The organism is Thalassotalea nanhaiensis, assembly GCF_031583575.1.
Classification (GTDB): Bacteria; Pseudomonadota; Gammaproteobacteria; order Enterobacterales; family Alteromonadaceae; genus Thalassotalea_A; species Thalassotalea_A nanhaiensis.
Map to the genome: position 1 here is coordinate 3,932,305 of NZ_CP134146.1, position 12,620 is coordinate 3,944,924.

Annotated in this window: 11 protein-coding genes; 2 read left to right on the forward strand and 9 right to left on the reverse strand. The window is 38.8% G+C overall.

From position 1 onward, the window contains the following. Positions 1–2: 2 nt before the first annotated feature. The 8 genes from fucP to RI845_RS17095 all read right to left on the reverse strand — a co-directional run bounded on the left by fucP (position 3) and on the right by RI845_RS17095 (position 9,149). Positions 3–1,388 (reverse strand): L-fucose:H+ symporter permease, encoded by a 1,386-nt coding sequence (gene fucP / locus RI845_RS17060; protein WP_348387380.1) that lies wholly within the window; start codon positions 1,386–1,388, stop codon positions 3–5. 39 nt (positions 1,389–1,427) lie between these two features. Further along, the gene (locus tag RI845_RS17065; protein WP_348387381.1) at positions 1,428–2,204 is read right to left on the reverse strand and encodes an SDR family NAD(P)-dependent oxidoreductase; all 777 of its coding nucleotides are present in this window, start codon (positions 2,202–2,204) and stop codon (positions 1,428–1,430) included. A 14-nt stretch (positions 2,205–2,218) separates the two neighbouring features. Then, on the reverse strand, positions 2,219–3,046 hold the full coding sequence (locus RI845_RS17070; protein ID WP_348387382.1) for an amidohydrolase family protein: 828 nt from the start codon (positions 3,044–3,046) through the stop codon (positions 2,219–2,221). A gap of 11 nt (positions 3,047–3,057) precedes the next feature. Further along, positions 3,058–4,080: an aldo/keto reductase gene (locus tag RI845_RS17075; RefSeq protein WP_348387383.1), complete on the reverse strand. Its 1,023-nt coding sequence runs from the start codon at positions 4,078–4,080 to the stop codon at positions 3,058–3,060. 13 nt (positions 4,081–4,093) lie between these two features. After that, entirely contained in the window at positions 4,094–5,287 is a 1,194-nt protein-coding gene (locus RI845_RS17080; RefSeq protein ID WP_348387384.1) for a UxaA family hydrolase, read from the reverse strand. Further along, positions 5,287–5,589 (reverse strand): UxaA family hydrolase, encoded by a 303-nt coding sequence (locus RI845_RS17085; RefSeq protein WP_348387385.1) that lies wholly within the window; start codon positions 5,587–5,589, stop codon positions 5,287–5,289. The genes RI845_RS17080 and RI845_RS17085 overlap by 1 nt, the downstream gene beginning before the upstream one ends. A 298-nt stretch (positions 5,590–5,887) precedes the next feature. Next, entirely contained in the window at positions 5,888–7,660 is a 1,773-nt protein-coding gene (locus RI845_RS17090) for a bifunctional protein-serine/threonine kinase/phosphatase (protein WP_348387386.1), read from the reverse strand. Positions 7,661–7,679: 19 nt separating this feature from the next. Next, positions 7,680–9,149 carry a NarK family nitrate/nitrite MFS transporter gene (locus RI845_RS17095; RefSeq protein WP_348387387.1) on the reverse strand — a complete coding sequence of 490 codons (1,470 nt, stop codon included), beginning with the start codon at positions 9,147–9,149 and terminating at the stop codon, positions 7,680–7,682. A gap of 238 nt (positions 9,150–9,387) precedes the next feature. Here RI845_RS17095 and thpR point away from each other — a divergent pair, with 238 nt between their 5' ends. Together thpR and RI845_RS17105 are read left to right on the forward strand one after the other, a co-directional pair. Next, the gene (gene thpR, locus RI845_RS17100; RefSeq protein WP_348387388.1) at positions 9,388–9,900 is read left to right on the forward strand and encodes an RNA 2',3'-cyclic phosphodiesterase; all 513 of its coding nucleotides are present in this window, start codon (positions 9,388–9,390) and stop codon (positions 9,898–9,900) included. A gap of 80 nt (positions 9,901–9,980) precedes the next feature. Next, positions 9,981–10,880, forward strand: a complete 900-nt coding sequence (locus tag RI845_RS17105) for a UbiA prenyltransferase family protein (protein ID WP_348387389.1) — start codon at positions 9,981–9,983, stop codon at positions 10,878–10,880. On the opposite strand, the gene RI845_RS17110 is transcribed toward RI845_RS17105, so the two are convergent. Next, on the reverse strand, positions 10,877–12,499 hold the full coding sequence (locus RI845_RS17110; RefSeq protein WP_348387390.1) for a mechanosensitive ion channel family protein: 1,623 nt from the start codon (positions 12,497–12,499) through the stop codon (positions 10,877–10,879). The genes RI845_RS17105 and RI845_RS17110 overlap by 4 nt on opposite strands. Positions 12,500–12,620 lie beyond the last annotated feature (121 nt).

Here is a 12,620-nt window from a genome sequence, read left to right on the forward strand (position 1 = left end):
ATTTAGTTTGGTAAATGTTGCTGAGAACGTTTACCGTAAATCGCAATCACTACAAAACAAAGTAGCGGTAATATAAACGATGCTTTTGTTGCTGAAAAACTGTTGAATACAACGTTCATATCAATAATTGTTGCCTGTGCCATTGGTAAGAATGTTCCGCCGACAATTGCCATAATAAGCCCAGCTGCGCCTAACTTAGCATCATCCCCAGTGCCGGTTAAAGCAATACCATAAATGGTTGGGAACATTAGTGACATACAAGCAGAAATACCAACTAAGGCATACATGCCCATAATGCCTTCAAGGAAAATAGTTGCGCCAGTAAAGCACATACCACCAGCAGCAAGTACCATTAGTAACTTACCTGGGTTGATGTACTTTAATAAAAACGTGCAAACAAATCGGCTTAAACAAAAAATGACCATGGCATAAATATTAAACATTTGCGATTTAGCTTCTGCCGCTTGTTCAGTCATTCCCAGCTTCATAAAAACTTCAGTACCGTAATGAATAATGAAGGTCCAACACATTATTTGCGCGCCAACATAAAACATTTGCGCTACAACACCTTCACGATAATTTTGATTAGCCGTTAGACGCTTGAAGGTTCCTTTAATATCTAAATTCGTAGATTTCTCTTCTGTGCGTGGCATTTTTTTAATCGCTATAATAACCAGCATTAAAATAACCACGGCACCAATCGCTAAATAAGGGTCGCGAATAACCGCTAAGTCGTTTGCCGTTATTAGCGATAGCTGATCTAGGGCACTTTGTGAACCTTGCGCTGCTAATTCTCTGCGCTCAGCATCTGTTGCAGGATTTAATTTTTGAATAATAAACTGAGTGGCGACAAACATACCAAGTAATGAACCTACCGGATTAAACGCTTGCGCCAAATTTAAACGTTGTGTTGCTGTAGCCGCCGGCCCCATAGACAATACATAAGGGTTAGCACTGGTTTCTAAAAATGATAAACCACAAGTCATCACAAAAAAGGCTAATAAAAATGCAGTAAATGACTGAGCGCCTGCTGCTGGGAGAAACAGCAAGGCACCCAGTGCATAAAAACCGAGCCCCAACATTAGCCCTGCTTTATAGGAGAATTTTTTAATAAAAATAGCTGCAGGAATCGCCATTGCACCATAACCACCGTAAAACGCCACCTGTACCCAAGTGCCTTCAGCAGCTGACATTTGCAACACCTTTGAAAATGCTTTTACCAACGGGTTGGTAATATCATTTGCGAATCCCCAAAGAGGAAAACATAAGGTGATTAATATAAATGAGATTAAATACTTCTTTGGTACCACTTCGGTTGGAGTTGTCACAATAGTATTGTCTTGCATACTGCTAGCACCCTCGTTGGTTGGTATAGTTTGCTCTGTCATTTTAAATCCTTATTTTTATTATTATTTTGTATTAAACAACTAGTTGTTCAGAGTGACAAAACCGCCATCAATCGGGAAATTGCTGCCAGTGATAAATGCGGCATCATCAGAGCATAAATAGCTAATCAAAGCCGCCATTTCTTCCACTTTACCCATACGGCCAATTGGTTGGCTTTTAGATAACTTGGCAAACACTTCCTCTTGATTGTCTGGGTAATTTTTCTCGATGAAATTATCAACAAATGGGGTATGAACTCGACCTGGAGAGATGCAGTTACAACGGATGCCGTCATTAATATAATCTCTGGCAACAGAGTAAGTCATGGTAAGCACTGCACCTTTACTCATTGAATAGGCAAATCGGTCTTCAATACCAACCGATGCTGCTATTGAGGCCAGGTTTAGAATAACGCCAGACTTGCGCTCTTTCATTGAGCCTATAACTGCCGACATCATATTGTATGCGCCTTTCACGTTCACATTATAAACACGGTCTAAATCGTCTTCGCTGGTATTCTCTATATTACCAACATGAGCAATGCCAGCATTGTTAATAAGAATATCAATGGCATTGTTCTTTAAAATTGTGCCAATAACATCTTTTACTTGAACATTATTTGCGATGTCGCATTGGTAACTACTCGCGTTGCCGTCAAATTTCTCAATCAGTTCTTTTGTTGCATTGGCAGCATCAATATCTAGATCGACAATAATGATATGTGCTCCCTGCTGAGCAAGTTTTATTGCTGTGCTTTGACCAATTCCGCTACCCGCACCAGTAATTAATGCATATTTTCCATCAAACTTATTACTCATCTAAAAAACCTTTACTATTGAATTGCATAGAATTTTTGCGCCGTAGCAGCCCAAATATTTTCTTGTTGTTGTGTGGTTAATGACTTAACGAAAGTCTCTACTTGTTTTGTCCAACTTGAATAATTGGAACTAAGGTAAACAACTGGCCAATCACTTCCCCACATTAATCGTTCAGCGCCAAAGCATAATAAAAGATGCTGCATATAAGGGCTGATTTTATCGAGTTCTGGATTAATTCCGGCTTCAGTCACTAAACCGGATAATTTACAGTAAACTGAAGGGTTACGCGCAATGCTAGATATTTTTTCATACCACTGTGTCGTTAAGCCGCTCTCTATAGAAGGTTTGGCGCCGTGATCTATCACTACTTTAAGGTTCGGGTATCGCTTAATTAAGATAGACAAAACATCTAAATGCTTAGGCAAAATCAAGGCATCAAAGGTTAATTCTTTAGCAATTAACATGTCAAAAATAGGGGCAAGCTCAGGTTTGAGTATCCAGTTAACATCGTCAATATCTTGCAGCATTGGTCTTATTCCTTTAAAAAAAGGATTTTGACTAAAACGTTGTAAATCGAGTAAGCCTTGCTCACTTTCCATATTTATCCAACCGACAACACCCGCGATAAAGTCATGCTCGCTAGCGAGCTCTAACAAATATTCGGTTTCTGCAGTTGTTTCGGCCGCTTGAACTAAAATGGTTTTACTCACCTTTGCATCACTTAGTAGTGGTTTAATATCGATTGGCTGAAAGTCTCTGTATAAGCTCTCTAATTCTGGCGTTAACCAGTCATAATCACCTCGAGATACTTGCCAAAAATGTTGATGAGAGTCTATACGCATAATTTTTTACTCTATTTATCCGTAGGCACTGGCGCATCAGGGGACAATAAACCTGAACGTTGTAACGCTGACCAAAAGTCACTAGGGATATCATATTGCATTTGCAGAGCGGTAGTTTCTACTCGATTTGCTGAGCTTAACCCCGGAATGACACTAACCACGCTTGGGTGAGCTAAAGGAAACTGCAGTGCGGCGGCGGCAAGAGGTACATTATACTCTTCGCAAATACCTTCAATTTTGGCGACTTTATTAATAATATCTTTACTCGCCGGTTCATAATTATAATGAGGAATTACACCGTCACGCTTAACGCCAGTGGCAAGAATACCAGAGTTGTATGGACCACCTAACACAATAGAGCTGTTTTCTTTTAAACAACGTGGGAGAAAGCTTTCAATCGCTTTTTGCTCTAATAAGGTGTAACGACCGGCAAGTAAGAAACAATCAAAGTAGCCGTGATCCATTGCTTGTTCACATACTTCATATTCGTTAACGCCCAAACCGATAGCAGAAACCAAGCCTTGTGAACGAAGCTCATCCATGGCTCTATAGCCACCTTCCATTGCTATTTTAAATAATCGGTCATGGTCATCACCATGTGTTACTCGGCCAATATCATGCATGTACAAAATATCAATTTTTGACAATCCGAGTCGTTGAATGCTGTGCTCAAATGAACGCATAATGCCGTCGTATGAGTAGTCATATTTTGGCTCAAAAGGCATTGGTGAACAAAAACCATATTTGTCTTCAGCTTTGGCGCAAGGCTCTAAAATTCGACCAACCTTGGTGGAAAGGACAAAGTCATTGCTATCATATTCTCTTAAGGCATTACCAACTCGACGTTCGCTTAAACCAAAGCCATAAAAAGGCGCTGTATCAAATTGATTCAACCCAAGGTCGATGGCTTTTTTAATACTCAGCTGTGCATCTTCATCAGCCATAGGACGGTATAAATTGCCAAATGTTGCTGCACCGAACCCTAACTCAGTTACCTTTAAGTTAGTATTTCCTATTTGTCTTTTTTTAAACATTTTTATTTCTCAATTATCTGACAGTAGGCAAACATGAAGGCCCAATCGCTTCAAACCTTTTATAGGTGATAATACTCTCTTGGTGACCTAATTCTTCTGACTTAGTTTGCTTGCCAGACGCAACCTGGGCAACTAAATCAAATACTTCATCGCCCACTTGAGCAATGGTAGCGGTACCAGTAATAACTTTACCTGCATTAATATCCATGTCATCAGATAAATTTTCATACGTTTCAGGGTTTGCACACACTTTTATCACAGGTGATATAGCAGATCCAACAACAGAACCTCGACCGGTAGTAAATAAAATAAGGTGAGAGCCCGATGCTATCATTTCCATAATTTCTGCATTATCTGAAATATTTGGGAAACCAAATAACGGAGTGTCATCTGGTACAACATCCATTAAATACAGCCCGCCCTGTTTAGGGATATCGCCTGGTTTAATTAAGCCATGAATTTTAGAGCTACCCGATTTAGCATAAGCGCCCATGGACTTCTCTTCTTGAGTTGTTAATCCGCCTTCAGCATTACCTGGCGCAAAACTGCCGTAGCCCATTAAGGTGTAGTAATTTTCAGCTTTCTCAACTGACTTCATAATTTCTTCACCAAGCTCTGGCGTTATTGCACGGTCAGCCATGATTTGTTCACAGCCAATCAACTCGCCTGTTTCTTCAAAAATACATGCAGAGCCTTGCTCAATTAATCGGTCAAAACAATGTCCAACGGCAGGGTTTGCACCTATACCACTTGTGCCATCAGAGCCACCGCAAATTGTACCAACTATTAATTCGCTCATATCCATGGCAACCATTTCACATTTTTGTGCTGCACTTACAAGATCTTTAACTCTATCTAGTCCTGCTGCTATTGTACTTTTGGTACCACCAGCTTTTTGTATAACCAAGGTTTCAACCGGTCTTCCACTGGCTGCTATTGTTTGTGATAACTGCTCTCGATTAAACCCTTCACAACCTAATGAAACAACCAACACGCCGGCAACGTTCGGATGAGAACAAAGATTTTCCATAATATTTAGAGAATATTCATTAGGGTAACAACCTGGAAAACCGATTAATTGCACATCGTCTGACTCACTTTGATTGACAATTTCTCGTGCAACATGATGAGCGCATTCAACTAAATAGGTAACTAAAACTAAATTGCGAATACCTTTGCGACCATCTGCTCTTAAATATCCTTGCATTATTCTTCTCCTGCTCGCTTTTGACGAGTATGACTGGCGATATAATCGCTTTTCATATTATGCATATGAACATGCTCGCCAAACGCTATATTTTCGGTTGTTGAACCAATTGGTGCACCATACTTGATCACTTTGTCACCTTGGATTAAGTCAAATCTGGCAATTTTGTGACCCACATTAATTTCGGTCTGAATGGTCAGCATTCTTTCCTCTAAGCATACTTCAACACCAGCCTTTACCTGCTCACAACAGACAAAAACATTATCTTCCTTGCTTAATAAAACAAAACGCTGATCAATCATTTATTAAATAAACCTATAAAAATTATGTACCCACTTATTTATCGTCATAACACTAAAAGACAATTAATGAGGGCTTTTAAAATATAAATTTATTTAAACACTAACATTTATCAAGGTCAATATATTTTATGTATTTTTATATATAGAATATACACAATTAATTCTTAACGAGGCAAAATTAGTCGAAAAAAGCAAAACAGCTGAATCAACTATAAATATATAGACAATAAAAATTGGACATTATTAAAGTAGTAAAAAGATAAAGTGTCTTGCTTTTCAGACGTTGAAATTGCTTGTACTAGTTGGCCACTGACAAGATAAGAGCAATAAATAAAATTAGAGATACGCCTTGCCAAAACTTAACTGGATTGCGCTGAAGAATTGGCTGCTTTTTATATTCTTCAACGGCGACTAAATTTGGTTTGGTTAAGTCGGCGGCTAATTCAGAGAAGGCCTGATACCTTGTCTTTGGATCTGCCTGTGTACATTGTTGCAGGCTTAGGTCTAACCATAATGGCAATTCAGGTCTGAACTGTTTAATACTGCGATATTGCCATTGCTGATAGCTAGTTTGAGTAATTGTAGTATTTTGCATCGGTTTGTAGGGTAATTCGCCACAAAGCATTTCATAGCAAATAACCCCCAGTGAGAATATATCACTCACATTGGTGGCGCTTAATTCTAATAACGTTTCCGGGGCAATGTAATTTAACGATCCCTGCGGCACAGTTTCGGTTAATGTGTCGTTATTTTCATCAAGGGAGGCGATTAGCGCCGTACCATAATCAATTAATTTTACCTGACCAAATTTATCGATCATTATATTGTCAGGTTTAAGATCTCTATGGACCAATTCTAAGCGTTGAAACGTTCTAAGTGCGGCAATAACCTGGCTGACGATTTCCCTTACTTGGGCAATACTTGGCTTGGGGTTATCAAACATCCACTCGCTTAAGGTTTGACCTTCAATATATTCGCACACATGATAAAGAAAACGGCTATCTTTTTGATCGCTTTTAACCCGCATTATATTGCTATGCTTAATGCGTTCTCCAACCCAAGCTTCACGCATAAAGCCTTGTAGATAAATGGTGTCGTCGGCAAAGTTTTGTGACGGCACCTTTAGAACTACCGGCGTTGATTGCTCTTCATGTTGCGCTAAATATAGGTGCGAGCGGTGACTTGCATGGATAATTTTAGCTATTTTATAGCCATCAAGCTTAGTGCCAACGTTAAGGGCTGGAGGAATGCGCCGACTTAATAAGTTGCGCTCTATTTCTTGGGTTTGTCGATTAGGTGTTGTGTGAATATATACTAATAGGCAGCTAACATTGTCATCACTGCCTTGCTCAATTGCGTATTCAACAATTTGCTTACTGAGTTGTTCAAGTTCTATATTGCTAGGATGTTTTGGCAGAGTAGATAATTGCTGTTTAACATATTTAGCCGATACATAATCGTGCACACCATCACAGGTTAACGCATAAATATCGCCATTTTGAATATCCACTTGATGAACATCTACTTGCAGCCTTGAATCGGCGCCAAGCGCACGAGTAAGCACTGCGTTATTCGCACCTTGTTTACGATTATGATCACTGGTTATTATTTCAAGTTGCTGATTTTTATAAACACTGATGCGTGTGTCGCCCAAGTGAAAGATATAGCCGGTTGATGACTTAACAATAAATGCAGAAAAAGTGGTTAACCATTGTTGTGCCTGACCACTTATCGAGTCGGTTTGAGAATACAGCCATTGATTCAAACTGGTTAATACTTTTGCTGCCGACTTACGTGTAGACCAAGTTTGTGGGGTTGAATAATATTGCTCAATAAATTGAGTAACAGCAAGCTGTGCAGCTTCTGCCGCTTTGGAGGCACTTGATACACCGTCGGCAATGGCAGCAACCGCTCCTTTGGATGACAATTCACTTGCTTTAGGAATAAAAGCTGCGAACGCATCTTGGTTTTCAGCTTTTTTACCGGCACAAGAATAACCACCAAAGTGCAACTGCAATTGAGCGGTTACACTTAGGTTCTTCTCTATATTCTTTACTTCATTTGCCGACATAATATAGCTCTACTAAAACTTAAGTAACATTAATTAATTCAATCGTGCCGTCTTCGCGAACCTCTGTCATAGTGCCCTCTGGCTCTTCCATAAACAGTAATGTTATAAAGCCAACTACCGCTGTTGCCGCAATCACTAAGAAGAACTGTTGATAACTTACCATTGATAGTACAGTTAAATACACTACTGCACCAACGTTACCATAAGCCCCCGTCATACCGGCAATTTGTCCGGTTAAGCGACGTTTAATTAATGGTACTGCTGCAAATACCGCACCTTCGCCAGCTTGTACAAAAAACGAACACGCCATTGCAGCTAATACCGCCAACGCTAATGGCCAGCTGCTGTCGATACTAGACATTGTTAAATAACCGAGAGCTAATCCTGCAGTTAATATTAACAGTGTTTTTTTACGGCCAAATTTATCACTTATCCAACCACCACCTGGTCGAGACATTAAATTCATAAACGCATAAAGTGATGCTAATAAACCGGCGTACACCATATCCAATGAAAATACTTCGGCAAAAAATAATGGCAACATTGAAATAACAGCTAACTCTGAGCCGAAAGTAGCAAAGTACAAGATATTAAGCACAGCAACTTGTTTAAATTTATACTGATGAATTTCTGGTACTGGCTTTTTAAAGACGTGACCATTTACTTTATAGGTTTGTTTTACTTCATAAATAAACAACAAGACTAGAGCAAAATAAGCAATAAGCGCACTTTGCTCGGAAAACAAACTTACGCCATTTGGTGATAACTTCCAGGTTAATAAAGACAAGGCACCATACATTGGAATTTTCATTACCAGTAATAACCAAAAGTCGCCTTTACTGGTTACTTCCATTGCACCGGTTTGCTTAGGTTTAAAGTACGTTGACCCTTTTGGGGTATCTGACACATTTAAATACCAAACAACACTAAATATTAAGCTAAGTAAGCCTGACAAGCCAACGGCATAACGCCAGCCATCATCACCACCGAATAATAAAGCGATTGCTGGTAGTGACATAGCTGCAGCTGCTGAGCCAAAATTACCCCATCCACCATAAATACCTTCAGCAGTGCCTAGCTCATTAGCAGGAAACCACTCGCTGACCATACGAATGCCAATAACGAAACCAGCACCAATAAAACCAAGTAAGAATCGTGCTATTGCTGCTTGTTCAAAATTACTGGCTGTGGCAAACATAAAACAAGGAATGCTGCATAATGCTAACACCCAAGTGTAGGTAAGTTTTGGACCATAACGATCGGTTAGCATACCGATAATCACCCGAGCTGGAATGGTTAATGCGACATTCAAGATCAATAGCGTTTTAATTTCACTTGAAGACAACCCCAAGCTGTTAGCAATAACCGCCAATAGCGGCGCATGGTTAAACCACACTACAAAGGTGATAAAAAATGCCATCCAGCTTAAGTGAAGGGTTTTCATTTTCCCTGTAAATGACCACAGTTTAATACCTGCATGCTCACTCATATTTAACTCCATATGTTTTTAATACTGCAATTAAAAAGAATATTGCAAAGCCAATGCCAACTAAAAAACAAACAAAATAACCATTAAAAACAGCAACATAATAGGATGTACGAAATAAGCTGAGTAAGCTAATTGCACTCAATATGAACTTATGCACGTTTTGAGTGCGACTCACACTTTTGACATTTAACCTTAATCTACGCCAAAATTAGACAGGCACTTTTTTAGAGAAACATCTGTGGGCAGATATTTTTTTGGCTTGAACTTAGCAAACAACAGCAAGCAAGATATTGCGAACTGGCGTGAGCAATACTTACCGAATGATACTAAGTCGGTAACATCGGAGAACTTTCATATTACTCTGCTTTTTCTAGGGAATGTTGATGAGGAAACCATGAGCCTGTGCGTTAAAGCCGTTAATCATATATACGCTGAACAGTTTTCAATTTCGTTAAACAATATTGGCTTTTGGGCGAAACCGAAAGTGTTGTTTTTAGGCAGTGACCGTGTTGCGAATAACCTTGTAACATTAGTGGAAAAACTGACTAATATCGCGCTCGAACTTGCCGTTAATATACAACAACGGCCGTATATTCCACATTTAACCTTATGCAGAAAAGCCAAACACCTGCCAGATGTTCTTGTCAGCCCAAACTTTAACATTGAGTTCAGTAGCTTTTGTTTATATGAATCAATATCAACAGACCAAGGTGTTAAATATAAGGTCATTCATAGTTGGCCATTACGGTAATATTTAATCTTTAAAATGGCAGAAACGCAGTTAATTTTTGTGTAATATAGTGCTCTGAATTTTTAGACGCCTAACTCTTTATGCCTGTAGCAATTAATTTATTTTTATCCGCAATTCGACCAATTACCTTTTTCATGCCTTGTGCAGCAATAATATTAGGTGCGGGTTTATCCGCGTATAGTGGTGTGGTTGATGGCTCGTTATTTATTTCATTATTAATTCTTGCGCTATTGGCTCAAATTACCGTTAATCTGGCTGATGATTATCAACGAGCATTCATTACCAACGCACAAGCATTAGATCAACAAAGCCCGTCCAGCCAAAAACAACTGCATGTTCGCCATCAAATGTTAAAGTTAATACTTGGTTGCTTCTCAGTGTTTACTTTGGGATTAACCGTGCTTAGTAAAATGACCACTGATGGTAGTTTTCTTGCGTACGGCTTAACCGCATTATCGGCACTAATAATGTTGATGATATTACGCCTAAAAACAAGACAGCCTGGTGATGTTAAAGCAATATCGATCAGTTCAATATTTGCTCATGTATTATTACTTGGTTTTTCACCAACCCTAGTTAGTTACTACTTACACACATCACAGCTAAGTTATACAGTAGTAGGATTAGCTTTTTGCTCAGGGTTATTGGCATTAACCGTGTTATTTATCAGAAATTGCAAACGACAAATAAACAATGAACCAAGCATTAACAGTGAAAATTTAACGCCTGCGTTTAAATTATTATTGAACGTGCAACTGGTCATAGTCGCGATAGTATTTATTTCGGTTTTAGCGATTATTTACTTCGGCCAATTACCGTTGTTTTCAGGGTTATTTATCTTTACCCTACCGTCATTTGTTGGCTCCATAATGACCGTTAAACATATGCCTGAAGAAGACGTAGTACAAACGCAAATAACCAAAATTATATTTACCGGCTTTGCCTTTTGGATATTGTTTGTTATTGGCTTAATGCTTTAGGCTGGCTTTGTTAAGTCATTCATTGATAACCGCTGCTCAGGAATGGCAAGTTCAACTTTATGCTGATCAATTATCTGCATAATTTGAAAATTGATTTTTTCTTCTATTTCTTTATATTGAACTCGACCAGATACTGTTGAATAAGCATTTACTACAACGATAAATGCATCTTCCTCAATATCTTCAAATCTGACATAGCGTTCTAAATCGGTAGTGTTTGGATGTTCGTCAATTAATTTGCGTATCGCTTCGACTAGGGCTTTTAACTTGTCTGTTGGAGTGTTTAAACGAATACGTAAGCGTTTTAAATAGCGACGGTTATCTATTTCTGAAATATTTTCAAGTTCCATCGATGCTATGGTGGAGTTTGGAACATGTACAACTTTTCTATCGAGTTTTCTGATTTTGGTAGAGCGTAAGCCTATTTCTTCAACTCTGCCCTGAGTATTACCAAATTTACACATATCTCCAGGCTTTATTGGTCTGGCAACAAATAAAGTAAATGCGCCAAATACATTCTCCAAAGATTTTTGTGCGGCTAAGGCAATTGCCAAACTACCTATACCCAAGCCAGTAATTATTGCAGTAATATTAAAACCGGCATCTTTGAACCAGTTTAATGCAATCACTATCACTGTGATAATTTTTAACGTGGTAACCATAGGCTTTAAAATAACTACACTGTTATTATCTTGACTGGCGCGGCTGACATACAAGGCAAAACAAAATTCAATGATCCCCATTGAAAGAAAAATCGATGCCAAATAGTTTAATGTTCCGGTATCGAGCCAAACCCTTGCATATATAGATAGGCCTAGGTGCCCTGTAGCCCACTGTAAAAAAATAAAAAACAAAAACAAACGCAGCGGCACTCTAATAAAGCGACGCATTGTTCGCCGGTACACCTCTGAATACGACACAAGTTTAATCAAAAAATAGCGAATAAAATCGGTTAGATACCAAGAGCAAACTAAAATGATAATAAAGCTGACAAATTGCCAATTTTGCATGTCGAAGATATGAAATTCCGGCAAATACTCACCAACTGACTCAGCAATAGGATGATAACCAAATTCACTCCACAGTTCAGGAATTTGCCCTACTGTCTTACTCGATATTTTCCAAATCTGTTTTCCATTTTCAACCTTTACTCGTTGCAAATAGATAGGGACATCTTTTATTGAGGAGTCTATTACACCGAGTAGGTCACGATAACTAGGCAAACCATCGTCAAGATGACCTTGCGGTTCATCGCTTAAGGTAGTGATATCTAAGGAATGATGCTGTGACCAAACAATGTCTAACTGTTTAATTAACTCTGTTTTTTGCTCTACAGAAATACTGTCGGCCAAGATTCGAAAATCAAAATACTTTTGGGCTTCCAAATAATCGTTACTTCGTATTGCTTTTGCCAGCGCCAGCATTGAGGATAAAGGTGTGTTACCAATTTGGGCGGGATTTTGGGACGATAACTGCGCATCTTCAAGGGCTTGTTTAGCTAATTCTTGCCTTTCTTTTACCTGCTTTAACGTTGGCTCTTGAGCAGTCGCCATCATACTGATTAACATGCATACAATAAATCCTCCTCTAAGGAGTAGAGCAGTTACTGTTTTTTGCATATAAGAACCTAAATCAAGATTAAACACTCACTTAATTAAAGTTGTTTACCCCAATAAATGCAAAAACTGCAGTCTAATCAGAGGACTTATGCCGCTTTCAACATGGATATGAAGGAATGCT